General features: G+C 70.3%; 24 protein-coding genes and 7 tRNA genes. 18 read left to right on the top strand and 13 right to left on the bottom strand.

Annotated features, from left to right (window positions below):
- Window positions 1-13: 13 nt before the first annotated feature.
- A complete protein-coding gene (locus V1460_RS22945; protein ID WP_338678160.1) occupies window positions 14-298 on the top strand; it encodes a zf-TFIIB domain-containing protein in 285 nt (94 codons plus the stop codon).
- A gap of 101 nt (window positions 299-399) precedes the next feature.
- On the opposite strand, the gene V1460_RS22940 is transcribed toward V1460_RS22945, so the two are convergent.
- The 5 genes from V1460_RS22940 to V1460_RS22920 all read right to left on the bottom strand — a co-directional run bounded on the left by V1460_RS22940 (window position 400) and on the right by V1460_RS22920 (window position 872).
- Window positions 400-471 (bottom strand) — tRNA-Val (locus tag V1460_RS22940).
- A gap of 37 nt (window positions 472-508) precedes the next feature.
- Window positions 509-580: transfer RNA gene (locus V1460_RS22935), tRNA-Val, on the bottom strand.
- A gap of 37 nt (window positions 581-617) precedes the next feature.
- Window positions 618-689: transfer RNA gene (locus V1460_RS22930), tRNA-Val, on the bottom strand.
- 1 nt (window position 690) lies between these two features.
- A tRNA-Cys gene (locus V1460_RS22925) sits at window positions 691-764 on the bottom strand.
- Between the two features lie 35 nt (window positions 765-799).
- Window positions 800-872: transfer RNA gene (locus V1460_RS22920), tRNA-Gly, on the bottom strand.
- A 288-nt stretch (window positions 873-1,160) separates the two neighbouring features.
- Here V1460_RS22920 and V1460_RS22915 point away from each other — a divergent pair.
- From V1460_RS22915 to V1460_RS22900, 4 genes are all read left to right on the top strand, one after another.
- Window positions 1,161-2,210 carry a chorismate-binding protein gene (locus V1460_RS22915; RefSeq protein WP_338675497.1) on the top strand — a complete coding sequence of 350 codons (1,050 nt, stop codon included), beginning with the start codon at window positions 1,161-1,163 and terminating at the stop codon, window positions 2,208-2,210.
- The gene (locus V1460_RS22910; RefSeq protein ID WP_338675496.1) at window positions 2,207-3,037 is read left to right on the top strand and encodes an aminodeoxychorismate lyase; all 831 of its coding nucleotides are present in this window, start codon (window positions 2,207-2,209) and stop codon (window positions 3,035-3,037) included. The genes V1460_RS22915 and V1460_RS22910 overlap by 4 nt, the downstream gene beginning before the upstream one ends.
- An 80-nt stretch (window positions 3,038-3,117) precedes the next feature.
- Window positions 3,118-3,963 carry a GNAT family N-acetyltransferase gene (locus V1460_RS22905; protein ID WP_338675495.1) on the top strand — a complete coding sequence of 282 codons (846 nt, stop codon included), beginning with the start codon at window positions 3,118-3,120 and terminating at the stop codon, window positions 3,961-3,963.
- Window positions 3,964-4,056: 93 nt separating this feature from the next.
- Window positions 4,057-5,640, top strand: coding sequence for an IS1182 family transposase (locus tag V1460_RS22900; RefSeq protein ID WP_338672703.1), 1,584 nt, complete (start codon window positions 4,057-4,059; stop codon window positions 5,638-5,640).
- Window positions 5,641-5,821: 181 nt separating this feature from the next.
- Here V1460_RS22900 and V1460_RS22895 read toward each other — a convergent pair whose 3' ends face one another.
- On the bottom strand, window positions 5,822-6,340 hold the full coding sequence (locus tag V1460_RS22895; protein ID WP_338675494.1) for a DsbA family protein: 519 nt from the start codon (window positions 6,338-6,340) through the stop codon (window positions 5,822-5,824).
- Window positions 6,341-6,548: 208 nt separating this feature from the next.
- Between V1460_RS22895 and V1460_RS22890 the strand changes: the two genes are divergently transcribed.
- Both V1460_RS22890 and V1460_RS22885 read left to right on the top strand, forming a co-directional pair.
- Window positions 6,549-6,986, top strand: a complete 438-nt coding sequence (locus V1460_RS22890; RefSeq protein WP_338675493.1) for a hypothetical protein — start codon at window positions 6,549-6,551, stop codon at window positions 6,984-6,986.
- Window positions 6,987-7,093: 107 nt separating this feature from the next.
- Window positions 7,094-7,252 (top strand): hypothetical protein, encoded by a 159-nt coding sequence (locus tag V1460_RS22885; protein ID WP_338675492.1) that lies wholly within the window; start codon window positions 7,094-7,096, stop codon window positions 7,250-7,252.
- A gap of 60 nt (window positions 7,253-7,312) precedes the next feature.
- Here the strand turns inward: V1460_RS22885 and V1460_RS22880 are convergent, their stop codons facing one another.
- Complete coding sequence (locus V1460_RS22880; protein ID WP_338675491.1) at window positions 7,313-7,870, bottom strand: CGNR zinc finger domain-containing protein; 558 nt, start codon at window positions 7,868-7,870, stop codon at window positions 7,313-7,315.
- Between the two features lie 188 nt (window positions 7,871-8,058).
- Complete coding sequence (locus tag V1460_RS22875) at window positions 8,059-8,472, bottom strand: SsgA family sporulation/cell division regulator (protein ID WP_003959770.1); 414 nt, start codon at window positions 8,470-8,472, stop codon at window positions 8,059-8,061.
- A 189-nt stretch (window positions 8,473-8,661) separates the two neighbouring features.
- On the opposite strand from V1460_RS22875, the gene V1460_RS22870 reads away from it, so the two are divergent.
- Together V1460_RS22870 and V1460_RS22865 are read left to right on the top strand one after the other, a co-directional pair.
- On the top strand, window positions 8,662-9,153 hold the full coding sequence (locus tag V1460_RS22870; protein WP_338675490.1) for a TIGR02611 family protein: 492 nt from the start codon (window positions 8,662-8,664) through the stop codon (window positions 9,151-9,153).
- 100 nt (window positions 9,154-9,253) lie between these two features.
- Window positions 9,254-9,328: transfer RNA gene (locus V1460_RS22865), tRNA-Val, on the top strand.
- A 91-nt stretch (window positions 9,329-9,419) separates the two neighbouring features.
- Here the strand turns inward: V1460_RS22865 and V1460_RS22860 are convergent.
- Window positions 9,420-11,978, bottom strand: coding sequence for an SCO7613 C-terminal domain-containing membrane protein (locus tag V1460_RS22860; protein WP_338675489.1), 2,559 nt, complete (start codon window positions 11,976-11,978; stop codon window positions 9,420-9,422).
- A 104-nt stretch (window positions 11,979-12,082) separates the two neighbouring features.
- On the opposite strand from V1460_RS22860, the gene V1460_RS22855 reads away from it, so the two are divergent.
- Complete coding sequence (locus tag V1460_RS22855) at window positions 12,083-12,544, top strand: SRPBCC family protein (RefSeq protein WP_338675488.1); 462 nt, start codon at window positions 12,083-12,085, stop codon at window positions 12,542-12,544.
- A 39-nt stretch (window positions 12,545-12,583) separates the two neighbouring features.
- Window positions 12,584-12,655: transfer RNA gene (locus V1460_RS22850), tRNA-Val, on the top strand.
- A 70-nt stretch (window positions 12,656-12,725) separates the two neighbouring features.
- On the opposite strand, the gene V1460_RS22845 is transcribed toward V1460_RS22850, so the two are convergent.
- Window positions 12,726-13,454, bottom strand: a complete 729-nt coding sequence (locus V1460_RS22845) for a 3'-5' exonuclease (RefSeq protein WP_338675487.1) — start codon at window positions 13,452-13,454, stop codon at window positions 12,726-12,728.
- Window positions 13,455-13,681: 227 nt separating this feature from the next.
- Between V1460_RS22845 and V1460_RS22840 the strand changes: the two genes are divergently transcribed.
- The 3 genes from V1460_RS22840 (at window position 13,682) to thrS (ending at window position 17,664) form a co-directional block, all read left to right on the top strand.
- The gene (locus V1460_RS22840; protein WP_338675486.1) at window positions 13,682-14,245 is read left to right on the top strand and encodes a DUF4365 domain-containing protein; all 564 of its coding nucleotides are present in this window, start codon (window positions 13,682-13,684) and stop codon (window positions 14,243-14,245) included.
- Entirely contained in the window at window positions 14,245-15,513 is a 1,269-nt protein-coding gene (locus tag V1460_RS22835; RefSeq protein WP_338675485.1) for a hypothetical protein, read from the top strand. Before V1460_RS22840 ends, V1460_RS22835 begins: the two co-directional genes overlap by 1 nt.
- Window positions 15,514-15,687: 174 nt before the next feature.
- Window positions 15,688-17,664 carry a threonine--tRNA ligase gene (gene thrS, locus V1460_RS22830; RefSeq protein WP_338675484.1) on the top strand — a complete coding sequence of 659 codons (1,977 nt, stop codon included), beginning with the start codon at window positions 15,688-15,690 and terminating at the stop codon, window positions 17,662-17,664.
- A 9-nt stretch (window positions 17,665-17,673) separates the two neighbouring features.
- On the opposite strand, the gene V1460_RS22825 is transcribed toward thrS, so the two are convergent.
- Window positions 17,674-18,369, bottom strand: a complete 696-nt coding sequence (locus V1460_RS22825) for a potassium channel family protein (protein WP_338675483.1) — start codon at window positions 18,367-18,369, stop codon at window positions 17,674-17,676.
- 67 nt (window positions 18,370-18,436) lie between these two features.
- Between V1460_RS22825 and V1460_RS22820 the strand changes: the two genes are divergently transcribed.
- On the top strand, window positions 18,437-18,997 hold the full coding sequence (locus V1460_RS22820; protein ID WP_338675482.1) for an HIT domain-containing protein: 561 nt from the start codon (window positions 18,437-18,439) through the stop codon (window positions 18,995-18,997).
- Between the two features lie 76 nt (window positions 18,998-19,073).
- Here V1460_RS22820 and V1460_RS22815 read toward each other — a convergent pair whose 3' ends face one another.
- Together V1460_RS22815 and V1460_RS22810 are read right to left on the bottom strand one after the other, a co-directional pair.
- Entirely contained in the window at window positions 19,074-20,732 is a 1,659-nt protein-coding gene (locus V1460_RS22815) for a hypothetical protein (protein ID WP_338675481.1), read from the bottom strand.
- A gap of 191 nt (window positions 20,733-20,923) precedes the next feature.
- Window positions 20,924-23,128: an elongation factor G-like protein EF-G2 gene (locus V1460_RS22810; protein WP_338675480.1), complete on the bottom strand. Its 2,205-nt coding sequence runs from the start codon at window positions 23,126-23,128 to the stop codon at window positions 20,924-20,926.
- Window positions 23,129-23,385: 257 nt separating this feature from the next.
- On the opposite strand from V1460_RS22810, the gene pgsA reads away from it, so the two are divergent.
- From pgsA to V1460_RS22795, 3 genes are read left to right on the top strand one after another with little or no spacing between them, the layout of a single operon-like run.
- Window positions 23,386-24,051, top strand: coding sequence for a phosphatidylinositol phosphate synthase (gene pgsA, locus V1460_RS22805; RefSeq protein ID WP_338675479.1), 666 nt, complete (start codon window positions 23,386-23,388; stop codon window positions 24,049-24,051).
- Window positions 24,048-24,944 (top strand): phosphatidylinositol mannoside acyltransferase, encoded by an 897-nt coding sequence (locus V1460_RS22800; protein ID WP_338675478.1) that lies wholly within the window; start codon window positions 24,048-24,050, stop codon window positions 24,942-24,944. Before pgsA ends, V1460_RS22800 begins: the two co-directional genes overlap by 4 nt.
- Window positions 24,941-26,128 carry a glycosyltransferase family 4 protein gene (locus tag V1460_RS22795; protein WP_338675477.1) on the top strand — a complete coding sequence of 396 codons (1,188 nt, stop codon included), beginning with the start codon at window positions 24,941-24,943 and terminating at the stop codon, window positions 26,126-26,128. Before V1460_RS22800 ends, V1460_RS22795 begins: the two co-directional genes overlap by 4 nt.
- The last annotated feature ends 3 nt before the right edge of the window (window positions 26,129-26,131 follow it).

The raw sequence follows: 26,131 nt of genomic DNA, 5'->3' as shown, positions 1-26,131 counted from the left end.
AGCTGAGCAGATGATGCAGTGTCCCAAGTGCCATGCGCCCATGCACACGTACAACCGCAACGGCGTCCAGATCGAGCAGTGCAGCGGGTGCCGGGGGATATTCCTCGACTACGGCGAGTTGGAGGCGCTGACCCGTATGGAGTCGCAGTGGGTCCAGCAGGCTCCCCCCGCACCCGGCGGCTATCCCGCGGCGGCGCCCGCTCCCGCCGCCCCGGCGTGGGGTGCTCAGCACCACGGGAACCACGGTGGCGGCCACTACCGGCACAAGAGCTTCGGGCGGATGCTCTTCTCCTCCTGACGTGCCGGTGCCTGGCAGGGGGAACGCCATGAGACCCGACAGGCCGGACAGACGCGACGACGGAGCCCCTGGCCGAATCAACGGCCGGGGGCTCCGGGCTGTGGACGATACTGGGATTGAACCAGTGACCTCTTCCGTGTCAGGGAAGCGCTCTCCCGCTGAGCTAATCGTCCTCGGGGCCACGACCCGAAGGCCGCGGGTGTTGCTGAGTGGACGATACTGGGATTGAACCAGTGACCTCTTCCGTGTCAGGGAAGCGCTCTCCCGCTGAGCTAATCGTCCTCGGGGCCACGACCCGAAGATCGCGGGTGTTGCTGAGTGGACGATACTGGGATTGAACCAGTGACCTCTTCCGTGTCAGGGAAGCGCTCTCCCGCTGAGCTAATCGTCCTTGGAGGTGGAGACGGGATTTGAACCCGTGTAGACGGCTTTGCAGGCCGTTGCCTCGCCTCTCGGCCACTCCACCCCGGAGTGCGGGGGTCGGGAAGATCCCCCTCTTCGAGCGGACGACGAGATTCGAACTCGCGACCCTCACCTTGGCAAGGTGATGCTCTACCAACTGAGCCACGTCCGCTTGTCGTTTCCCGGTCCGCTCTCGCGTCCCGGCGACGTGTTGAACTCTAGCGGATTCCTGGGCCAGTACAAAAACGCGTTTCCGCAGCGTGCTGAGCTGTGGTCACGGCGGGTTCACCGCCGGGTGCCAACGGAAGCGCTGTCCGGACTGCGCCAGGGCATGCCGCGAACCGCACCAGGGTCATCCTGGCCGGTCGCGGCTCCGCCGGTCCGGAGCCGCGACACCTTCCGGACCAGGTCCGGCGCCCGCCCGGAGCAGCGGACCACGTCCCGCCATAGACTCACAGCCGTGCACGACCTCGCTCCCATGGCCCGCTTCGGCACCCTCGTCGCCACCGATCTCAGGGATGTCACCTCCGACCCCGACGCTCTTGAGTCGTCGGGCTTCTGGGCCGTCGCCGCGGACTTCGAAGGCGGCCTCACCTGCGCTCGCTTCGGAGACGTACGCCACGCGCCGGTGCCCGCACCCGAGCCAGGACGCTGGTGCGGCCCCGCCCCTGACGACTGGACCTCGTCCCTCGACCGTGTGACGTACGTCGCCGGTGTGCAACGCATCCGCGAGCACATCGCGACCGGCGAGGTCTATCAGGCGAACCTCTGCCGAGTGCTCTCCGCGCCCTTGCCGGACCCGGGGGCCGCCGACGTCGACGCCCTGACGGCACTGCTCGCACGCGGCAACCCGGCCCCTTACGCAGGAACGATCCGGCTGCCCGCGCACGGGGTGGAGATCGCCACCGCCTCGCCCGAGCTGTATCTGCGCCGCGAGGGTGGGACCGTTGAATCGGGGCCGATCAAGGGGACCGGCCGCACCGCCCTTGACCTGCTGGACAAGGACCACGCGGAGAACGTCATGATCGTCGACCTGGTGCGCAACGACCTCGGCCGGATCTGTGCCACCGGATCGGTCACGGTGCCTGCTCTCTGCGCTGTCGAAGCGCACCCGGGCCTTGTCCATCTCGTCTCGACAGTCCGCGGCGAGCTGGCCGCAGGAGCCGGTTGGCGGGAGTTGCTGGACGCCACGTTCCCGCCCGGATCGGTCACCGGAGCACCCAAGTCCAGCGCATTGCGGATCATCGAGGCGCTGGAGACCGTGCCGCGCGGTCCCTACTGCGGAGGCATCGGCTGGGTGGACGCCGACCATCGAACCGGGCAGCTCGCCGTCGGCATACGCACCTTCTGGATCGACCGGGCCATGGGCGTGCTCCGCTTCGGCACGGGAGCCGGTATCACCTGGGGTTCCGATCCGCAGCGGGAGTGGGACGAAACCGAACTGAAGGCCTCCCGACTGCTCGCTGTAGCGTCGGGACGTCACGCACAGACTGGAAGGACAGCGCCATGAGGATCTGGGTGAACGGCGGACTGAAGGATGCCGGCGCCGCCCTCGTCTCCGTACTCGACCACGGGATGACGGTGGGCGACGGCGTGTTCGAGACCGTCAAGGCGACAGCGGGGCAGCCCTTCGCCCTCACCCAGCACCTCGACCGGCTCACCCGGTCGGCCCGCGGCCTTGGCCTGCCCGATCCGGACCTGGACGAGGTGCGTCATGCCTGCGAGGCCGTGCTGGAGGCCAACCCGATGGCACTGGGCCGACTGCGGATCACCTACACCGGAGGGCTCTCCCCTCTCGGTTCCGACCGCGGTGACACCGGTCCCACCCTCGTCGTCGCACTCGGCGAGTGCGGCCGCCGACCCGACACCACCTCCGTCATCACGGTCCCCTGGGTCCGCAACGAGCGCGGAGCGCTGAGCGGCCTGAAGACCACGTCCTACGCCGAGAACGTCGTCGCCCTCTCCCGCGCCCATGAGCGGGGAGCGTCGGAAGCGCTGTTCGCGAACACGGTGGGACACCTCTGCGAAGGCACCGGGTCCAATGTCTTCGTGGTGGTCGACGGGCGTCTGCACACCCCACCGCTCTCCTCCGGCTGCCTGGCGGGGATCACCCGCGCCCTGACCGTGGAGTGGACCGGGGCTCAGGAAACGCAGCTTCCGCTGGATGTCCTGGAGCGGGCCGATGAGGTCTTCCTGACGTCCACCCTCCGTGATGTGCAGGCCGTCCACCGGATCGACGGACGCGAGCTGTCCGCCACGCCGGGGCCGGTGACGGCCAAGGCCATGCGGGTCTTCGAGGAGAGGGCTGCCGCCGATCCGGATCCCCAGGCGCCCTGATGCCCCGTGCCCGGTCGGAGATCCGGTAAACCCTGCGAAACCTGGTGACTGCGGGCGGCCAGGCAGGTAGAACACCCTTGATGACCACCACCCTGCGGCCGTCCGGGCCGCTCCAGCAGGACGACCGGGGCTCCCGGTCGCGCACCTACGACGTGTGCGTGAACAGCAGACGCGTCGGCAGCGTCGAGCTGGGCACCCACCCCGCGCTCGGGCCGACCGTCGGGGTGCTGCGCTCCCTGGCGATCGACTCCGGCGACCGGCGGCGCGGTCGAGGTACGGTCGCGGCGCTCGCCGCGGAGGAGGTGCTTCGCGACTGGGGCTGCACCCGGGTCAGTACCTCCGTTCCGACGGAGGCAACGGCGGTGGCGCGGCTGGTGGCAGCGCTCGGATACACCGAGGAGAGCCGCCACATGATCAAGGAGCTGACCGGGGCCTCGCTGCCCGAACCGACCGCCGGGGCCGAGGGCCGGCCCATGGGCGAGGCCGAGTTCCTCGACTGGTCGGCAGCGGAGCTGGAGGGCTACACGCAGACCCTGGTCGGCCAGGGGGTTCCGCCCGAGCAGGCTTCGGCACGTGCCGCGGCCGACCAGCGCCGACTGCTCCCCGAAGGGCTCGCCACGCCACGGACCTGGATCAGGACCATGGAGGCCGAGGGTGCCGTGGTGGGGCACTTGTGGGTGGCGGAACGTGAAGTGCGTCCAGGGCGGCAGGGCGCCTACGTGTACGCCGTCGAGGTCGCGGAGCCCTATCGCGGACGAGGCCACGGACGGGCGCTGATGCTCCTCGCGGAGCGGATCGCCCGGTCGGAAGCCGGGGCGGACCTGCTCGGGCTGCGTGTCCGCGCGGGTGCCACCCCGGCGCTGCGCCTCTACGAGTCGCTCGGCTACCGGGTGACTCACATCGAGGTGGGGAAGCAGCTGCTCTAGGTGACTGGTGTTAATCGTGTGAGCTCGCGCTGGGTCTTCGTCCTGTGTCAGGCTGCGGGGTGTTGGTCGCTGGGTGTGGGGAGAGGTTGAGCGATGGCAGTGGGCCGGACTCCGATGCAGCCGGGGTTGCTCTCCTCCACAGTGGGTTTCTGCGAGGGTCGGCTGGCGCCGAACTCGATCTACGCGGTGCTGCACCGCGAGTGCCGGGCGTTGTTCCCCGATGAGATGTTCGCCGATCTGTTCGCCGAGGACGGCCGCAGGTCGGTGCCGCCGATGATCGTGGCGGTCGTGATGGTCCTGCAGCGTCTGGAGGGTTTGTCCGATCGCGAGGCGGTCGAGCGGTTCGCGTTCGATGTGCGCTGGAAGTACGCCGCCGGCGGGCTGGACTTCGACCATCCGGGGTTCGTGCACACCGTGCTGGTCGACATGCGGGCGAGGCTTGCCGCTTCCGCCCGGCCGAACCGGATCTTCGAGCGGACGGTAGAGGTTGCTGCACAGGCCGGACTGGTCGGCCGCAGGAGGGTGCTGGACTCGGCACCGATCTATGACGCGGTGGCCACGCAGGACACCATCACGCTGATCCGTTCGGCCATCCGCGGCCTGCTGCGGGCGGCCGATCACGTGCTGCGGGCCGAGCTGCGGGCGGTGATCTCCAGCGGGGACGCCTACACCAGCACGGACAAGCCGGTCATCGACTGGACGGACGCGGCCGAGCGGGAAGCCCTCATCGATTCGCGGGCCCGTGACGGGTTCGCGCTGCTGACCGTGCTGGACGGCCGGGCCGTGCCCGGGGATGTGGGCCAGGCCGCGCGGTTGCTGGCCACCGTGCTGGGCCAGGACCTGGAGCAGGACGGGGGCGTCTTCAAGATCGCCCGCAAGGTGGCCGCGGACCGGGTCATCTCCACGGTTGATCCCGAGGCCCGGCACGGCCACAAGACCGTCCGCCGGTCCTTCGACGGTTACAAGGGTCATGTGGCCGAGGAACCCGACAGCGAGGTCATCACCGCGACCGAGGTCACGGCGGGCAACGCCGGCGATGCCGAGCCCGCCGCCGACCTGCTCGCCGACGTTCTCCAACCACCTGCCGCCGAGCAGGCAGACCAGGCGCGGGCCGAAGTCTACGGCGACGCCGCTTACGGGACCGGGCCGCTGCTGGCCGAGCTGGACGACGCGGGCGCCCGGGTGATGGTCAAGGTGCAGGCGGCCAACGCGCCCGGTGGGCGGTTCTCCAAGGACGCCTTCACCATCGATCTGGAGGCAGGGCAGGTCACCTGCCCGAACCAGGTGACCGCCGCGATCCGCCCGAAGTCTGATGGCGGTGGGGCGGCCTGCTTCAAGACCGCCTGCGCCGCCTGCCCCCTTGCGGCGCAGTGCACTACCGCCAGGAACGGACGCGTCATCACCATCGGCCCTCACGAAGAACACCTGGCCCGGGGCCGGGCTCGCAGTGCGGACCCCGTCTGGCTGGCCGCCTACCGGGCCACCCGCCCCAAGGTCGAACGCAAGATCGCCCACCTGATGCGGCGGCGACACGGCGGACGCCGCGCCCGGGTGCGGGGCCGGGCCAAGATCGCCGCCGACTTCTCCTTGCTGGCCGCCGCCGTCAACGTCGCGCGGCTCGGCGTGCTCGGAATCATGTCCACAGGCAGTGACAAGTGGGCGGTCGCCGCCGGCTGACCGTCCCGAGGGCGCCCTGGACCATGCAAACGACCCGCACGCGGCCGTGCCAAGCCCTCAACAGCCCCCACGACGGCCACGAACCGCCCACACGCCGCCCGACCACCAGCCAGCAACCACGACCCTGACACCCCCAACGGCGACACCGCACGCCCAGGACGACCCGCTTAACACCAGTCACCTAGGCGTCGCTCTGTTCCGCCAGGATTCGATCGACGACCGCCTCCACACGCTCGCGCAGACCTTCCTGGCTCTTGCCGCCGTCCAGCCTCTCTCCACCCACGAGATACGTCGGGGTGCCGGTGACGCCGATGGCCTTGCCCTCGGCCTGGTCGGCGTCCACGATCAGGATGTGCCGGCCGTCGATCAGGGCGGTGTCGAACTCCTCGGTGTCCAGGCCCAGTTCTCGAGCCACCTCGATGAGCAGCGGCTCACCCTTGCTGTCCAGCTCCTCGACTCGGCCGAGAACGGACTCCACAAACGCCCAGCCCTGGCCCTGGACCGCGGCCTCCTCCGCCGCCTGCGCGGCGGCGAAGGCGTGCTTGTGCTTCTCCAGCGGGAAATGCCGCAGACGCGGCTCAAGCCGGTCGCCGTAGCGCTCCCGGAGCGCGCGGATGTCGGTGAGGGCGGTGCGGCAGTCGGCGCACTGCAGCTCGCACCAGACGTCGAGGACGATCGGCGGTGAGGGGGACTCGCTCATGCGCACAGTCTCCCAGCAGCGCGGGACTCGACCCAACGGGGACTGGGCCTGACCCCGGGCTCGGGCTCAGGGCATCCCGGAGATCTCCCTGACATGCCTCCGGATCATGGCACGCGCCGGGTGCGGAGGTGCAGGATGGGAATGAAAGAAGGGAAAGGGGAGCGCGACATCAGGTGCGCACCGCAGTTTCGTTCGCCTGGAGGACGGGATGCTTGCCGAGACCATTTGCTCCGCGGCTGCCGCGGCCGGGCTGGGCATCGCCGCGGTCACGGCCTATCGCAAGCGGTATCTGACCGCGGCCAGGATCGCCGCGTATGCGTTCGTGCCTCTGGGGCTGGTGCTGACGGGCGCGGTCGGCTGGTTGGCCGGTACGGCGTTCAGCCCCGCGGCCTGGGTGGGCGTCGGCCTCCTCGGTCTGTCGTGGGTGCTGTTCTCGACGACCCGCAGAGCGGAGCGCCGTGCCTTGGGAAAGCAGGCGCGGGAGGACCCGGCGCCGGCAGTGGCGGGGACTGCTGACGGCAGCCAGGCGGGGCAGCTCAAGCCTGGCAAGCGGGGCAAGGCGGGCACGCGGTCCGCGGCAGGTGGCGCGGGCGGGGGTGACGACTTCAGCGATATCGAGGCCATCCTCAAGAAGCACGGCATCTGACCCCGCGGGCCCTCTCGGCGAAATGCCACGGGATCCGGTGAACTCGCAGCACCAAAGGGCGTGTTGCCCGATCATCGCGGCGCGGGCTGCGTCATCATCGCCCCGAGATGCTGGATACCTCCGCGGGGGAGACCCCCGCCGCAACCCCTGCCGAAGAGCCGCGTGGCTGCCTCTTCGCGCTGTCCCAACCGCCGTTGATGATCTTTCTCGCTGTGATCGGAAGTCTTCTGCTGATGGCCGCCGTCCATGACCTGTTCCTACTCTGAGGTGGGTGATCAGGCGGAGCGCGCGAATCGGGTACAGCGACCGGGGGAGCGGGCTGAAGATCAGCCCGCTGCCTCCTTGCGGCGCGCGCGGTACGCGGCGACATGCAGCCGGTTGCCGCAGGTGCGGCTGTCGCAGTAGCGGCGGGATCGGTTGCGGGAGAGATCCACGAACGCGTTTCCGCAGTCCGGCGCCTCGCAGCGGCGGAGCCGCTCCTGCTCGCCCGAGACCACGATGAAGGCGAGCGCCATCCCGCAGTCGGCGGCGAGGTGGTCGGCGACCGATGCTCCTGGCGCGAAGTAGTGGACGTGCCAGTCGTAGCCGTCGTGATTCGTGAGCTGCGGGGTGGTGCCCGCGGCGGCGACGAGCTGGTTGATGAGTTCCGCGGCGGCGCGCGGGTCCGGAGCGGCGAAGACACCGGCGAAGCGGGCTCGAATGGTGTGCACTGCCGCGAGGTCGGCATGGGCCAGCTCGCCCACCCCACTGACTTTGTGGCTTCGTACGAAGTTGTACAGGGAGGGGAGGTCCGCGAGTTCGTCGTTGCCCGCGCGCTCAGGCGCGGTGTTGACCAGATCGACGACGGTGTCGAGGGCACTGTGGGTGTCGTGAGGGATCAGCACGATTCGCTCCCTGGCTGCTGCCGGCGGGATGCCCGCCGAATTGCGCTGACTCTAGCGTCTCTCCGAAACGCACGACGGCGCCGTCACAGCGGGATCGCCCTGCTGTGACGGCGCCATCACGTGCTACGCGGCCTTGGCGCGGCGCCGTCTCCCCGAGTCGGACGGCGCCGCGTGGTTCCCGGCCTGGGTCAGCTCTCGGCCAGGATATGCGACAGTTCGGTGTCAAGATCGAAATGACGGTGCTCGGTGCCCGGTGGCACCGCCGCGTCTGTGCGCTTGAGGAAGGACTCCAGGGCCCGCGCGGGTGCCTCCAGGAGGGCCTCGCCCTCCGGGGAGCTCAGTGCGATGCAGACGACTCCTTGGCCGTGGCTGCGCGACGGCCACACTCGGACGTCACCGGTGCCGGTGGGCCGGTGCAGGCCCTCGGCGAGCAGATCGCGGGCGAACACCCATTCGACCGTCTCTTCGGCGCCGGTATGGAAGGTGGCGTGCACGGCATAGGGGTCGGCCGTGTCATACCGCAGGCCCGCGGGTACAGGCAGTGAGGACTCGCTCGATACAACGAGGCGCAGGTGCAGCTCGCAGCTGACCGTGGTGTTCATAAGCGCCAGGGCCTTTCGCTCAGTGTGCGCTCGGGGATTCGCACGTCGGCGAAATCGACATGCCACCTACGGTGCCGTTGTAAACCCCTCTGTCCGTTTTGTGATCCCCCGGGTACCCCGTACGGAGGAGTGCGATCTCCGACTCGGCGGTCATTCCCGACAGCGTTCCGGTCAGGTACTTTGGGCCTTATGAACGCGGAGAGTGACGAGCGGGTGAAGGGTGGCGCGGCTGTGGTCCCCGAGCCCGTCACGGGGGATGTGACCGGTGGGCCGGGGGATGATCCGTCGGGTGTCGAGAGGGCCGACGAGCAGCCTCTCGGATCCCGTGCCCCGGACTTCGTGAAGGCGCGCCGCACCCTCCATCTGAGCTGGCAGGTCGGCGTGTTCATCATCGGCCTTGCCGTGGTGGTGGCGGGCGTGATCATGCTGCCCCTGCCCGGCCCCGGCTGGCTGGTGATCTTCGCCGGCATGGCGATCTGGGCGACCGAGTTCGTCTGGGCCCAACTGGTGCTGCGCTGGACGAAGCGCAAGGTCACCGAGGCTGCTCAGCGAGCCCTCGACCCCAAGGTGCGTCGGCGGAACATCATCCTCACGACCATCGGCCTGGTGATCATCGGCGTGCTGGCCGGAATCTACTTCTGGAAGTTCGGGTTCGTCATGCCCTGGAAGATCACCGAGTAGTCACGGGCGGTGACGTGCCGGGGCTCCCGAGCCGGGGCATGGCCATCGTCGAGATGGTCATGGAGTGCCGCTGACATGGGGTAATGTTTGCGGTGCGCCCGGGCGATTAGCTCAGTGGGAGAGCGCTTCGTTCACACCGAAGAGGTCACTGGTTCGAACCCAGTATCGCCCACCACCCGGATCGAAGGCCCCGGAGACATCCGTCTCCGGGGCCTTCGAAATTTCACCCGATCGGACCAGTGTTCGGGTCGCCTGGAGAGGCTTCCTCAACGCATCCGGCCCAGCGTCTCGCGCAGCTTGCGCGCATCGTGCAGGCGCCGCTCGTACGTCGCGCCCACAGCGAGCAGCAGCAGCCCGGCGACCGCGGGTGGCAGCCAGCGCGGCAGGGCGTCGACGACCTGGATCACATACGGCGCGAGCTCATGCAGCGCGTCCAGCGCCAGGGTCACCCCGCCGAGCACCAGCAGTGCCTGGAGGCGCAGCCGGGCACCGGCGAGCGTGAGCCCGAGCGCAGCCAGCCCCAGCAGCAGCGGGCGGAGCCAGTGCGCATCGCCCCAGGCCGCGAAGAGGCTCGGCGTCAGGGTCGCGGCCAGTCCGGCACCGTACGCCGTCCACGACGACGCCTCCGGGTCCCGGCGCCGCCGCAGCAGACCCACGGCGAGCGCCGGAACGGTCACCGGGAGCGTGTACGCCTCGGGCGCCGACACCTCAGACGCGGCCAGGCGCACCCAGGCGGCCACCACGAACAGCACCAGGGCCGCGTACCCGGCGAACGGGCGCCGGTCGGGCCGCAGCGCGGTGCCCGCCGCGATCACGCCCGCAAGGGCCAGCACCAGTGCCAGCGTCGGTGCGTGCGGCACCGCGAGACCGAGCGCGACCAGACCGGCCGCGGCCCCCGTGACCTCGACCGGCAGTGCCACCTGCTCGGTGCGCAGACGTGCCGCGAGCAGCGCGGTGACCGCCGGTACGGCCAGCAGCGCGATGCCTGCCTGATGGGCGGGCAGCCCGGCCGTCGCCGCCGTGGCGCCGACCAGACCCGCGCCCCACACCACGGCCGCGCACGCGGTCGCGATCCGGACGATCCCGCGGGCCGACACAGCGGCCGCCGCGGACACCACGCCGAGTGCCATGAGGGCGGCGAAGGTCGCGGGCCGTGTGGCCAGGCCGAGCGCGGCCGTACTCACCGCCCCACCCACGGCGCAGACCAGCGCGGTCAGGGTGAGTGCGCTGCCCGATGCGTGGCGTATACGCGCCCCGGCAGTCGCTGCCGGGGCGACCGGCGGCCCATCGCTGTCTGCCGCCACGCGCTCCGACTCCGCTGCCGGACCACCCGTGCCGGGCACGGCGCGGGTGCCCGGGGACCGGAAGGCGCCGCGGTCGGCCAGGACGGCCACGGTGGTCGCCGCCGCCACCAGCAGCAGCCGGAGCGCCAGTGCCGCCGCATAGGGCAGAGCCGGGTGGGCGCTCGCCGTGAACCCGGCGCAGCAGGCCAGCGCGAACGCGGTGCACAGTGCGGCCGTGCGCGGCAGCGGGGCTGCCGCGGTGAGCAGCCGGGGCGCTGCCGAGAGCACCGCGGCGACCACGACCAGGATCAGCAGCGCGGTGAGCATGCCAGGTACCGGCGTCCCAGGAGCGGGGACGCCGGACCAGACCGAGTCGGTGAGGGACAGCGGCCGCGCCACCGCGAGCAGCGCGAACGGCAGGGCCATGACCAGCGCCATGGTGTGCACCAGAGCCGATGCCACCCACAGACCGGTACGAACCCCACGCGGCATCGGTATCCGCAGCGCGAACAGCACAGCCACCGCACACAGCAGATATCCGGGTGCCACCCATGGCGCGGTGACCGCGGTACGCACCACACCACCCACCGACGCGACCAGGGCGAGGCCCGCCACCGCCGCGGTCGCCGGGGCCGACACCGGCTCCCGCCACGCCGCGCCCAGCGCCAGCCCACCGCCCGCGAGCAGCAGCAGACCGGGTTCCAGCGCGAGCGCCGGGGATTCCGCGAGCAGTGACAGCCAGCCCGCCGCGAGCAGCGACCAGCCGCCCGTCAACACGGCCGCCGTCGCCGCCGTAGCGCGGACGGCGACCGACTTCGCCATGAGGGCGACGGTGATGTCGAACGCCGCCGTGGCCAGGGTCGCCCACACCGTGGCCGACAGGCTCGCGCCGGTCCCCAGCGCCCAGAGCGGCAGCGGGAGTTGCGCGGCCACCACGGCCACCGGCAACGGGGTGCGCAGGCTGCGCCGCAGCCGCCCGTACCCCGCCCACAGCACGGCGAGCACAGCCGCGGCGGCGGCTGTGTACCGGACGGCGCCGATGTCCGACAGCACCGCACGGCGCAGGGCGTACGCGTCGAGCACCGTCAGCACGAGCCCGAGCACCGCCACCGCCTCAGCAGTCGCCGTGAGGCCGTGCCGCAGCAAGAGCAGGGGCGTCGCCAGGGCCGCGGCCGTCACCACACCGAGCACCACGGACCGCCCTCCGATGCCGAGATGGCCCCAGCTGACCACGGTGAAGGCGATCGCCGCGATCGTCAGCAGGATCCCTCCCAGCGTGAGCAGCACATTCTGAGCGCTGGGCGACGAAGCCCGCGACGGCGCCGATGCCGGTGAGGCCGGCGACGGGCCCCAAGCACCCGGGTGCGCGGGCCACATCGGCCCGGAGGCGCCTCCCGGGCCCGTGCCGTGCGCCCCGAGCGCCTGAAGGGTCTTCACCAGCCAGCTCCTGCGCGTCAGCAACTGGGTGCGCCGTGCGTCGAGTAGGGCGAGCTCGCCGTCGATGAGCCGCAGCTCCTCGGCAGGCGGCAAAGGGTTCTCCATGCCGGCAGTGTGGTGCTCGGCACAGCCCGCCGGTATGCGTGCGTGTACTCAGATCGTCCGTGAGTACGTGCGCACAGAGCGGCGTATCGGCGCACACTCGGGCTATGGACTGGCACCACTACCGCTACCGCAGCCTCTGGCGGCTGCCCGCGCCGCCCGCACGCGTCTATGCCGTACTGGAACGGGCCGAGGACTACCCCCTCTGGTGGCCGCAGGTCCGCGAGGTCAGCCTTCTCGGCGACGACTCCACCGCTGCCCGCTTCCGCTCGCTGCTGCCCTACGACCTCGTCGTCACCGCACGCGGTGGTCGGCTGGATCCGGAATCGGGCGTCCTGGAAGTGCGGATGGCCGGAGATCTCGTCGGCTGGGCCCGATGGACCCTCACGCCGAGCGCCGACGGCGGCACCCGGGCGCGCTACGAGCAGGAAGTGGTGGTGCAGCGCCCGCTGATGCGGCGGCTGGCGCTCATCGGACGGCCGGCCTTCCGGGCCAACCACGTGGTGATGATGCGCGCCGGACGCCGCGGGCTCACCGCCTATCTGGAGCGGGGCGCGGAAGGAGTTTGAAGGAATCCCGCCGCTACCTGTATGGTTCAGTGCGTTCCCGGGCGATTAGCTCAGTGGGAGAGCGCTTCGTTCACACCGAAGAGGTCACTGGTTCGAACCCAGTATCGCCCACCGGGAGAGGCCGGTCCGTCGCACGACGGACCGGCCTCTGTGCATGTGCGGATCCTCCGGACTCCGGGTTTCACGCCGCCCGCGCGGGCAGTGCGGGACGCAGCGGCCAGGCCGGATCGACCGCCTCCTCCGATCCGTTGCGCGCGAACCACGCCTGGAGGCCCCGTGCCTGAGCGGCGTGCCACACCGCCTGAAGCGTGTGCAGTTCCGCGGGCGACAGCCGCTCCAGGCGTCCGGCGAACCGACGGCCCACGGCCCGTACGACCTCCAGCGCCGCTGTCGCGTCGGCCGCCGCGTCATGCGCCCCGTTCAGTGCCACCCCGTACTGGGCGCACAGATCGGTGAGCGTGCGCCGGCCCTTGCGGTAGCGGTCCAGATGCTTGTCCAGCACCCGCGGGTCGAGCACGCACATCGGCACATGCTCCAGGTAGTGCGCCAACGACGAGGCGCGGTGGCGCCGCAGTTCGCGGTCCAGCAGCGTCAGGTCGAACGGAGCGTTCATCACGACGAGCGGTCTGCCCGCCGCGCACTGCTCGGCGAGCGCGCGGCCTATCTCCTCCATCACCGGAGCCGGCCAGCGACCGTTGTGCTGGAGGTGCTCCTCGGTGAGACCGTGCACAGCGACGGCCGCATCGGGCACCGGTATGCCCGGATTGACCAGCCAGGCGGTGACGCGCGCGCGTCCACCCGCCGAATCCTGGACGACCAACGCCGCGGAGACGATCCGGTCTCCTTCGACGTCCACGCCCGTCGTCTCGGTGTCAAATGCTGCCAGGGGCCCTTCAAACCATTGTGTCATCCCCGAACTCCTCGCCCAAGCTGGGCAGATGCCGTGATCCCCTGCCCGAACCGGTGATACCCGCCCTGTTTGCGCGGTACGCCGCCGGGTGACAACACAGATGAGAGGACGGAAAACTGACTGTCCGTCGTTTATCAGGGGGAGAACGATCCGATGGGGCGCGCCAAGCGGCCCGGAGGGAAACCGATCCTCGAAGAGTCGGCACAGCCCGGAAGGCAGACGGAGCCATGGCGCTCGCGCAGCCAGAGCCGGGTGCGCTGCCCGAGCGGACCGTACCGCTGCGCGGAGCACTCGCCACAACCGCCTGCATGGAGACCCTTCAGGTGGGGTATCTCCATGCGGTGGCGGCGGCCGCGGGCTGTTCGCTGTCCCAGCCGTTCCCCGACAACGGGATCGACTGGCACCTGAGCCACAGCGCTCCCGGACATACCGTCGACGACGAAGTCACCATCAAGGTCCAGCTCAAGGCGACCTACCAACTCGCGCCGCACCCACCGGGTCCGGCCTTCTCGTTCACGCTCGACAACGAGCACCTGGTCAAGCTGGCCCGGACTCCGGTGTCCGTGCACAAGATCCTCGTCGTGATGATCGTGCCGAGGGCGCGGGAGGAATGGCTGCGGGCCGGCCACGACCGGCTCGACCTCAGGCACTGCTGCTACTGGACCAACCTCGCCGGCCACCCGGTATCCGGCAGGCGCAGGACCACCGTGCGTGTCCCGACCACGCGCATATTCGACGACCGGGCGCTGTGCGAGATCATGACCCGGGTCGGGACGGGAGGGAGACCCTGATGCACCGCCCGATCGGCGAACCGGTACCGCCTCGGACGAATTCCCCACTGCCGCGCCCGCGTTCCCTGCCGCTCCCGCTCCCGGACGACGTACCCCCGCCCTGGTACGGGAGCGGTGAGGAGCCCGATCCGTCGTGTGTCGATCCCGCCGTGCTGTCGGCGCTGCTCGACCGGCACGGCTGGCGCCGGCGCGGGGGGGCAGTGGGGCGCTACACGCGATGGACCCCACCCGGACCTGCGGGCGGCGGCACCAGCCTGCTCGTGCCCGAGAGCCGTGCCTTCCCGGACGCCGACGATCTGCTGGGGGAGGCGTTGACGGCCCTTGCCCGGTCCGCCGTGCCCTCGGCACGTGAGGTGCTCGTCGGGCTGTCCGTGCCGAGTGACGAGATCCGCTGGTGGCGGGACGTCCCGCAGGGGACGTCCGGCGCGGTCGTCTGGACGGTGCAGGAGCAACTGCGGTCGGCGGCGCGGCAACTGCTGCTCGCGGGTGCGCTCGCGGGGCGCGGGCAGGCCGGATACCACGGGGCGAGGCACCGTCGGCAGGCGCTGGCCGTGCTGGAGGGCGTCCTCGTCGGATCGGCACCGGGCGGGCGTGGGCTCACCGCCTTCGTGCCGGTGACGAGCGGCCGGTCGGTGGCCGTCAACCTGCATCACGCGCTGGCCGCCACTCGTGAGGCCGTCGACTACCAGCGGGCCACCGGCGGTATGGACGCCTTCGACACGGCGGTCGGGGCGGGAGTGAGCCGGGAGCTCACGGAGGCCGTCGTCGCGCTGGTGCGTGGCACCGAAGGAGCCCGCGTCGCGCTGGCCTGGTCGCCCGCTGCCGGGGTGCCCGAAGGCTGCGCGGCCCGCCCCGAACCCATCGAGTTCTCCCCCGGGGACCTGCCCGCTCTCCGCGCGGCGGGTGCCCGCTATCTCCGCCAGGAACCGTCCGTCCCCGTGCGGATCACCGGTGCGGTGGTACGGATGCGGCGCTCGGGCACGCGCGGCGCGGGCACCGTGCGGCTGCGCGTCCTGTCGGGAGCCGAGGTCCCCCATGTCCGCGCGGTGCTGGACGAGGAGTCGTACCGGACGGCCGGGCACGCCCATCTGGTGGGCCTGCCCATCCGGGTCGTCGGGCGGCTCGAGAGCCGTGGCGGCTTCCGGCGCCTCAGTGATGCCACGGGCGTTGTCCCGGTCCAGGTCGACGACGCCGAGCGGGACCGCCTGCTGAAGGCGCTCCATGAGAACCTCGACTTCTTCGAGGAGGCCTGCGGCGCGGACGACTGACCGGCGCCGCCCGCTGGGACCTCGCACTCGGGGCAGCCGGTGGGCCGGGGCCCGCCGCCCGTGCGCCGCGACGCCCACCGACCGTTTCGCGGGCGGGCCGCGAGGCTCGGTAGCATGGCGTGACGCGCGTGTGCCGCTTCGGAGCGCGCTTTCCCCATCAGGCAGGAGAGACCGGTGTCAGACGTCCGTGTGATCATCCAACGCGATTCCGAGCGGGAAGAGCGCGTGGTGACCACGGGCACGACGGCGGCGGACCTCTTCGCAGGCGACCGCACCGTCGTCGCCGCGCGGGTGGCCGGGGAGCTGAAGGACCTGGCGTACGAGGTCGCCGGCGGCGAGGAGATCGAGCCGGTCGGGATCTCGTCCCAGGACGGCCTCAACATCCTGCGCCACTCCACCGCGCATGTGATGGCGCAGGCGGTGCAGGAGTTGTTCCCCGAGGCCAAGCTGGGCATCGGGCCGCCGGTCAGGGACGGCTTCTACTACGACTTCGACGTGGCCAAGCCGTTCACGCCCGAGGATCTCAAGGCCATCGAGAAGAAGATGCAGGAGATCCAGAAGCGCGGTCAGCGCTTCTCGCGACGCGTCGTGACCGACGAGGCCGCTCGCGAGGAGCTCGCGGACGAGCCGTACAAGCTGGAGCTCATCGGCCTCAAGGGCTCGGCGTCGAGCGACGACGGCGCCGATGTCGAGGTGGGCGGCGGCGAGCTGACCATCTACGACAATCTGGACGCCAAGACCGGCGAGCTGTGCTGGAAGGACCTCTGCCGCGGCCCCCACCTGCCGACCACCCGCAACATCCCGGCGTTCAAGCTGATGCGCAACGCCGCCGCGTACTGGCGCGGCAGCGAGAAGAACCCGATGCTCCAGCGCATCTACGGCACCGCCTGGCCGTCCAAGGACGAGCTCAAGGCGCACCTCGACTTCCTCGCCGAGGCCGAGAAGCGGGACCACCGCAAGCTGGGCGCGGAGCTGGACCTGTTCTCCATCCCGGACGAGATCGGCTCGGGCCTCGCCGTCTTCCACCCCAAGGGCGGCGTCATCCGCCGGGCCATGGAGGACTACTCGCGACGCCGCCACGAGGAGGCGGGCTATGAGTTCGTCTACACTCCGCACGCCACCAAGGGGAAGCTCTTCGAGAAGAGCGGCCACTTGGACTGGTACGCCGAGGGCATGTACCCCCCCATGCAGCTCGACGAGGGCGTGGACTACTACCTCAAGCCCATGAACTGCCCGATGCACAACCTGATCTTCGATGCCCGGGGCCGGTCCTACCGTGAGCTGCCCCTGCGTCTCTTCGAGTTCGGGACTGTCTACCGGTACGAGAAGTCCGGCGTCGTGCACGGCCTCACCCGGGCCCGCGGCTTCACCCAGGACGACGCGCACATCTACTGCACCAAAGAGCAGATGGCGGACGAGCTCGACTCCCTGCTGACCTTCGTGCTCGACCTGCTGCGCGACTACGGCCTCACCGACTTCTACCTGGAGCTGTCCACCAAGGATCCGGAGAAGTTCGTCGGCTCCGACGAGGTCTGGGAAGAGGCCACCGAGGTGCTGCGCAAGGCCGCGGAAAAGCAGGGGCTGCCGCTGGTCCCGGACCCGGGCGGCGCCGCCTTCTACGGCCCGAAGATCTCGGTGCAGGTCAAGGACGCCATCGGCCGTACCTGGCAGATGTCCACCATCCAGGTCGACTTCAACCTGCCCGAGCGTTTCGACCTGGAGTACACCGGCCCCGACGGTACCAAGCAGCGCCCGGTCATGATCCACCGTGCCCTGTTCGGCTCCATCGAGCGCTTCTTCGCGGTGCTGCTGGAGCACTACGCGGGTGCGTTCCCGGCATGGCTGGCCCCGGTGCAGGCAGCCGGTATCCCGGTCGGGGACAGCCACGTCCCGTACCTCCGGGAGTTCGCGGCGGAGGCCAGGAAACGGGGTCTGCGGGTCGAGGTGGACGCTTCGTCGGACCGGATGCAGAAGAAGATCCGGAACTGGCAGAAGCAGAAGGTGCCGTTCATGATCATCGTTGGTGACGACGACATGAGCGCGGGAACGGTCTCCTTCCGCTACCGCGACGGTTCGCAGGAGAACGGCATCCCCCGGGACGAGGCCCTGGCGAAGCTCGCCGACGTGGTGGAGCGCCGGGTCCAGCTCTGAGCGGCCCGATCACGAGGGTTCGGCCCCCGGAGGACGCCCGTCCTCCGGGGGCCGCTTCTCGTCCTCCCTGGTGAACACCTGCACCAGCCAGGACGAGAACGAACCCGTCACCGCGCCGAGAAGGGCAAGACCGCAGATCATCATCCCGACCGCGATCATCCGCCCCAACGGGGTCACGGGTGTGACATCGCCGTAACCGACCGTCGTCAGCGTCTCGCACGCCCACCACAGGGCGTCACCGAAGGTCCGGATCGTCGCCCCCGGCGCTCGGTGCTCCGCCTGGTACACCGTGAGGGCGCCGGCATAGCCGAGCAGGACGGCTCCCGTGCCGGCGTAGGAGATGACCCGCGCGTGGAGGCTCAGCTTGGGTGTCTCGCGCCGGCTCTGCACCGCCGTGTACACCTTGAGCAGCCGCAGCGGTCGCAGCAGCGGAAGGACCAGGACCACGGTGTCCAGCCAGTGCGTCCGCAGGAAGCCGCGGAGCCGCCGGCCGCTCAACCGGAGCCGCACCAGGTAGTCCGCCGCGAAGACCGCCCACATCACAAGGGCCACCACCACGGCGATGTCGCGCCAGAACCGTTCCCCGTCCGGGGCCAGTGCGATGACCGAGTACGCCGCCAGGAAGACCAGGGAGGCCCAGAACAGCGGCAGCTCAACGCGCCGCTCGTAGTGCTGGAGCGGGGTGACCGTGTCATCGACGTCCATCGGCACAGCATCGCCCGGAGCCTGCCGGGGTCTGCCCCGGCGACACGCCCCGAACGGTCGAAGTCATATGCTGCACCACATGACGAGTGAGCCGGAACAGCAGATCGGGGTCGGGATCCAGGACGCTTTCCAGCGCCTGTGGACCCCCCACCGGATGGCGTACATCCAGGGGGAGAACAAGCCCACCGGACCCGGGGCCGAGGACGGCTGCCCCTTCTGCTCCATTCCCTCGAAGTCCGACGAGGACGGGCTCGTCATCGCGCGCGGTGGCAGCGTGTACGCGGTGCTCAATCTGTACCCGTACAACGGTGGGCATCTGATGGTGGTGCCCTACCGGCATGTCGCCGACTACACGGACCTCGACGAGGCGGAGACCGCCGAGCTCGCGGTGTTCACCAAACGGGCGATGACGGCGCTGCGCACCGCCTCAGGGGCACACGGCTTCAATGTCGGGATGAACCAGGGTTCGGTGGCGGGCGCGGGTATCGCCGCCCACCTGCACCAGCACGTCGTGCCCCGCTGGGGCGGCGACACCAACTTCATGCCGGTGGTCGGGCACACCAAGGTACTGCCCCAACTCCTCGCCGACACCCGGAAGATGCTCGCGGACGTCTGGCCGCAGGACTGACCGGGCGTGGTGCAGCCCCGGCACCTGCGGGCGGCACCACCCACCCCTGGATCGTTCGGAGTTCTTCGGACACGGCCTACGCGTCGTAGGCGTCGGCCTTGCGTGGCATCGGGTCCTGCACCAGGCCGCTGACGATCAGGGAGCGGTTGCTGAAGCGCTCGGTGTCCACCCCGTTCTCCTGCAGCACCCGCATCGCCGCAGCGTGTGTCACCCGCAGCACGGGGGTGGCGGCGCGCATCGCGTCGTCGGCCATGAAACGGTGCCGCCAGGGCTTGTCCGCCCACGCGTGCCGCAGCCCGAAGGGTTCGGGAAGCACCAGCTTGCCGCCGAGGAAGTCCAGCAGCGGGGGGTACCAGGAGAACGGGGCCCTGACCATCTGGCGCACGACCTCGCGGGTCGTCACCAGCGGCAGGGTCCGGGTCTCGGTCTCCCAGAACCGCACGGTCTTGGCGACCTCGACGGTTTTCGGTGCCGGCTTGGTGGTGAACAGCGAGTGCACCGGGCCGAGGGCGTGACCGGTCACTTCGATGCGCAGGGTCTCGTACAGCACCGTCACCGTGATCATCATGGTGATCACCAACTGGCCGTCCCACAGGGTGAACTGCACACCCAGATAGTGCCGGTTTCCGCTACCGAACTGCTGGTGGTCGCATATGCGCTGGATCTCGTGGCGTTTGACCTGGTACCTGTTGTCCACGTCCTGGCCCTCGGGCCGAGCCACCTCCGTCGCGCCCTCGCCGACGGGCACCACGACCCAGTGCTTCACCGAAGGCGCCGGGAAGCCTCCCGTATTCAGCGGACCGCGCTGGAGCAGGGTCAGCTGGTCGTGGATCACCTTGATGACGTCCCAGCTGCGGAACTGATGGAACTCCTTGGCCGGCGCCTTGGCCACCAGCTCCTCCGCGAGCTGCCAGCTGCCCCAGCGGGTCCCCATGCCGAGTATCCCCTTGGGGCCGGCGTAGAACACCGAGTTGGCGTGCTGCTCCGCCGTGAGCACTTCGAGTCCCTGGCGCAGCTGCTCCGCGGCGGTCTCGTTCGGGTTTCCGGGCACAGCCTCGGGGACCTTCGCGCCGATTCCGCCGCCGGACAGCAGACTGTCCCAGCGCGCGCGCATGTCCTCGGCGGAGGCCAGGCAGATCCGCTTGGCCAGCCACCAGCCGATCACCGGAGCGATGATCATGCCGCGCAGGTAGTAGCCCCAGAAGCCGCTGAACGGCAGTTTGAGGAGGAAGATCACCCCCAGCAGGGCGAGCCCGGCCATCAGTGCCCCGCCCAGTGCCCCCATCCGCTTGTCATGCGCCCCGGCGACCATCCGGCGCAGCCCGAACGCGCCTATCCACAGCAGCATTCCCGGCAGGAACAGCAGCCCGAACACCGCCATGATCGTGGTGAGTTTGGCGTCCCGCTGCCTGCGGATCCCGTTCGCCGCCAACGCGTGCTCGACCACGGTCTGCGGCTCGGTGCCGAAGGACTGGATCAGCGGCTTGCGCGCGCCTCCGAGCAGCCGCACCTGGACCGCCCGGGAGAACGCCTCGCCCAGGTTCGGCTCGAACAGCTTGATCTTCGGCTTGACCACCTTGGATTCGTGCCACTCGCTGTTGGCCTTGAGTATCTCGGCGAGTTCGCCGTCCCGGTACGCGGCAGACGCGAGCGCGTGCGTCGCCGCCGTCTGCCCGGCCGCACCCTGGAGCGGGACCTGCGCCCCGGGAGAGAAATCAAATGCCTGCTCCGCCACCCCACCCGCCCCCATCGCCGCATCCGCGGTAGTCGCCGAAATCCTCCGGCACTGCGACCTGTTCCCCACCACCGCGCCCCGCACACCTTCTGAGCTGGGCACCCCAGCGTAGCGAGGACCTGCTGCTTCCGTCTCACCGCCATGAAATGCCGCCCGCCGTACGGTGATACGGCGGACGGCACACGCAACTCCTAAGCTGCCTTGACCTGCTCCCTGACCTTGCCTGCCAACTGCGGTGGCATCGCCTCGTGTCGGGCATACGAGCGGTCGAAGCTCCCCGTACCGTGCGAGATCGACCGCAGATCGACCGCGTACCTCCCGATCTCGATCTCGGGCACCTCCGCTCGTACGAGCGTCCGGCCTTGGCCTGCCTGTTCGGTGCCGACCACCCGGCCACGGCGGCCCGACAGATCACTCATGACCGCGCCCACGTACTCGTCGGGCACCATCACCTGCAACTCGGCCACAGGCTCCAGCAGATGGATCCGCGCTTCGGCGGCCGCCTCACGCAGCGCCAGCGCGCCCGCCGTCTGGAACGCGGCATCGGACGAGTCCACCGAGTGCGCCTTGCCGTCCAGCAGCGTCACCCTCACGTCGACCAGCGGATAACCCGCCGCGACCCCCTTCGCCGCCTGTGCCTTGATGCCCTTCTCCACGGACGGGATGAACTGGCGCGGCACCGCGCCGCCCACGACCTTGTCCACGAACTCGATGCCCGAACCGGCCGGCAGCGGCTCGACCTCGATCTCACAGATCGCGTACTGCCCGTGTCCACCCGACTGCTTCACGTGACGGCCGCGCCCCGCCGACCGCTCGCCGAACGTCTCCCGCAGCGACACCTTGTGCGGCACGACGTCGACCTGCACGCCGTACCGGCTGCGCAGCCGCTCCAGCGCCACATCCATATGGGCCTCACCCAGACACCACAGCACCACTTGGTGCGTGTCCTGGTTCTGCTCCAGCCGCATCGTCGGATCCTCGGCGGCCAGCCGGGACAAGCCCTGCGACAGCCGGTCCTCGTCCGCCTTGCTGTGGGCCTGTATGGCCAGCGGCAGCAGCGGGTCCGGCATCGCCCAGGGCTCCATCAGCAGCGGGTCGTCCTTCGCCGAGAGCGTGTCGCCGGTCTCCGCCCGCGACAGTTTGGCGACACAGGCGAGATCGCCCGCGATACAGGCACTCATGGTGCGTTGATGCTTGCCGAACGGGGAGCTCAACGCCCCCACCCGCTCGTCCACGTCATGGTCCTCATGGCCGCGGTCGGTCAGACCGTGCCCGGAGACATGCACGGTCTCGTCCGCGCGCAGTGTCCCCGAGAACACCCGCACCAGTGACAGCCGCCCCACATAGGGGTCGGACGCGGTCCTGACCACCTCGGCGACCAGCGGCCCGTCGGGATCGCAGCTGATGGCCGGACGGGGCACGCCGTCGGGGGTGGTGACGGCCGGTGCCTCCCGCTCCAGCGGCGTCGGGAATCCGCCCGTGATCAGCTCCAGCAGCTCCACGGTGCCGAGCCCCTGCTTCCCGCCGTCGGCGGCGGGTGCGGCGAACAGCACCGGATGGAAGGCGCCCCGGGCGACGGCCTTCTCCAGGTCGTCGATCAGCGTCTTGAGGTCGATCTCCTCGCCGCCCAGATAGCGGTCCATGAGGGTCTCGTCCTCGCTCTCCGCGATGATGCCCTCGATGAGCCGGTTACGTGACTCCTCGATCAGCGGCACCTGGTCCTGCGAGGGTGCCTGCTCGGCCCGGGCCCCGCCCGAGTAGTCGAACAGCTTCTGTGTCAGCAGCCCGATCAGACCCGTCACCGGTGCGTGCCCGTCCGCGGCCTCGGGGCCGTACAGAGGCAGATAGAGCGGCAGCACGGCGTCGGGGTCGTCGCCGCCGAAGATCTGCCCACAGATCCGGGTGAGGTCGTCATAGCCGGTGCGAGCCGTGTCCAGGTGGGTGACCACGATGGCCCGCGGCATGCCGACGGCGGCGCACTCCTCCCACATCATCCGGGTGGAAGCGGCCACGGCGTCCGCCTCCTGAGCCGCGGAAACCACGAAAAGGGCCGCGTCCGCGGCTCGCAGACCGGCCCTGAGTTCCCCGACGAAGTCGGCGTATCCGGGGGTGTCCAGCAGATTGACCTTGCACCCGCCCCATTCGACCGGGACGAGGCTGAGCTGTACGGAACGCTGCTGGCGGTGCTCGATCTCGTCGTAGTCCGAGACCGTCCCGCCATCCTCGACCCGGCCCGCCCTGTTGACCGCTCCCGCGGTCAGCGCGAGGGCCTCGACCAGCGTCGTCTTGCCCGAGCCGCTGTGGCCGACCAGCACCACATTCCGTACGGATGAGGGCCGGTCGGCCGTCGTAGCCCTGCCGGCGGCTCCGGGGTGTGCGTTTGCCTTGTCGCCCATGATTCGTTCCTCCCGACTGCGTGCACGGTGAGGTGAGGGCGCGGACCCGGGGGCGCCGTGTCGGGGGAACCCCCGGCCGGAACGAACGGACGCTCCGGCACATGCCCGCGGTGGTCTTTCGAGCTTTCCACTCCCTTCACGGTGCGTCCATACGTCGTACGTGACCGGGGGAGTCCGCCTGCCCGGGAACGCCTTGACTACGATGGGCCAGCCGGTGGCCACCAGGGCCGCCCGGCCCACCGAACCCCGGGAAGGCCATGCTGAACAAGTACGCGCGTGCGTTCTTCACGCGTGTCCTCACGCCGTTCGCCGCGTTTCTGCTCCGCCGGGGGGTGAGCCCCGACGCGGTCACGCTCATCGGCACGGCCGGGGTGATGGTCGGGGCGCTGGTGTTCTTCCCGCGCGGAGACTTCTTCTGGGGCACCATCGTCATCACGCTGTTCGTGTTCTCGGACCTCGTCGACGGGAACATGGCGCGTCAGGCCGGGACCTCCAGCCGCTGGGGCGCCTTCCTCGACTCCACTCTGGACCGGGTGGCGGACGGGGCGATCTTCGGCGGATTCGCCCTCTGGTACGCGGGCAAGGGCGCCGACAACATGATGTGCGCGGTGGCCATCTTCTGCCTGGCCAGCGGACAGGTCGTCTCGTACACCAAGGCGCGCGGCGAGTCCATCGGACTGCCGGTGGCCGTGAACGGACTGGTCGAGCGCGCCGAGCGGCTGGTCATCTCGCTGGTCGCGGCAGGTCTCGCCGGGCTGCACGCCTTCGGCGTGCCGGGCGTCCAGATCCTCCTGCCGATCGCGCTCTGGATCGTGGCGGTCGGGTCGCTGGTGACCCTGGGGCAGCGAGTGGTGACGGTACGCCGCGAGGCGGCGGAGGCGGACGCGGGGGCGTCGCCGGAGGGGAACGGGGCTGCTTCATGAAGGAACGTCTGACCGACGCGCTGTACGGACTGGGCTGGTCCGCGGTCAAGAAACTCCCCGAACGCGCCGCGACAGGGCTCGGCAGGACCATCGCCGACACCGTCTGGAAGCGCCGGGGCAAGGGCGTGCTGCGCCTGGAGTCCAACCTCGCCAGGGTCGTCCCCGACGCCGGACCCCAGCGGCTCGCCGAGCTCTCCAAGGCCGGGATGCGCTCTTACATGCGCTACTGGATGGAGTCCTTCCGGCTGCCCGCCTGGGATCGGGAACGAGTCGCACGCAGCGTCCACATCAATGACGTCCACCGGCTCACCGACGGCATCGCGTCGGACCGCGGCGTCGTGCTCGCGCTGCCCCACATGGCCAACTACGACCTCGCCGGGGTCTGGCTCACCCGCGCTCTGGACACCCCGTTCACCACGGTCGCCGAACGTCTCAGGCCCGAGAGCCTGTACGACCGATTCGTCGCCTACCGCGAGTCCCTCGGCATGGAGGTGCTGCCGCACGTCGGCGGCTCCGCCTTCGGCACCCTCGCGCGGCGGCTGCGCGAAGGCGGCCTGGTCTGCCTGGTCGCCGACCGCGATCTGTCCGCATCGGGCATCGAGGTGAAGTTCTTCGGTGAAACGGCCCGCATGCCGGCCGGACCCGCCCTGCTCGCCCAGCAGACCGGCGCCCTGCTCCTGCCGGTCACCCTCTGGTACGACGACACCGGCGTCATGCAGGGGCGCGTGCACCCGCCCGTCGACGTACCCGAGGCGGGTACCCGGGCCGAGAAGACGTCTGTCATGACACAGGCGCTGGCGGATGCCTACGCCACCGGAATCGCCGAACACCCGGAGGACTGGCACATGCTCCAGCGTCTTTGGCTCGCGGACCTCGAGGAGCCGCGGGCATGAGGATCGGCATCGTCTGCCCGTACTCCTGGGATGTGCCGGGAGGCGTGCAGTTCCACATCAGGGACCTGGCGGAGCACCTGATCAGGCTGGGCCACCAGGTGTCCGTGCTCGCCCCCGCCGACGACGACACCCCTCTGCCGCCCTATGTGGTGTCCGCCGGCCGCGCGGTGCCCGTGCCCTACAACGGCTCGGTCGCGCGGCTGAACTTCGGCTTCCTCTCCGCAGCACGCGTACGGCGCTGGCTGCATGAGGGCACCTTCGACGTCATCCACATCCACGAGCCCGCCTCGCCCTCGCTCGGTCTGCTGACCTGCTGGGCGGCCCAGGGCCCGATCGTCGCGACCTTCCACACCTCCAACCCGAGGTCGCGGGCGATGATCGCGGCGTACCCGATCCTCCAGCCCGCGCTGGAGAAGATCAACGCCCGTATCGCGGTCAGCGAGTACGCCCGCCGGACGTTGGTGGAGCACCTGGGCGGAGACGCGGTCGTGATCCCGAACGGCGTCGACGTGGACTTCTTCGCCAAGGCGGAGCCCAAGGCCGAGTGGCAGGGCGGAGACGCCCACGGCGAAGCCGGGGGGAGCACCATCGGCTTCATCGGCCGCATCGACGAGCCCCGCAAAGGCCTGCCGGTGCTGATGAAGGCCTTCCCGGAGATCCTCGCCGAGCGCCCGGAGACCCGGCTGCTGGTCGCTGGGCGCGGCGACGAGGAGGAGGCGGTCGCCTCCCTCCCCGCCGAGATGCGCTCACGCGTCGAGTTCCTCGGCATGGTGAGTGACGAGGACAAGGCGCGGCTGCTGCGCAGTGTCGATGTCTACGTCGCCCCCAATACGGGCGGTGAGAGCTTCGGGATCATCCTGGTCGAAGCCCTCTCGGCGGGCGCGCCGGTGCTCGCCTCCGACCTGGACGCCTTCGCCCAGGTCCTGGACCAGGGCGCGGCCGGCGAGCTCTTCGCCAACGAGGACGCCGACGCCCTCGCCGCCGCGGCGCTGCGGCTGCTGGCGGACCCGGCACGCCGGGAGGAACTCCGCGCGCGAGGCAGCGCGCATGTGCGGCGCTTCGACTGGTCGACGGTCGGCGCGGACATCCTCGCGGTGTACGAGACGGTGACGGACGGCGCGGCGTCGGTGGCGGCAGTGGAACGGCCGGGCCTGATGGCCCGCTTCGGCCTTGCCCGGGACTGACAG

The sequence above is a fragment of the Streptomyces sp. SCSIO 30461 genome (assembly GCF_037023745.1).
Lineage (GTDB): Bacteria > Actinomycetota > Actinomycetes > Streptomycetales > Streptomycetaceae > Streptomyces.
Note: the sequence above shows the minus strand (reverse complement) of the source record. Positions and strands in the feature narration are given on the sequence as shown.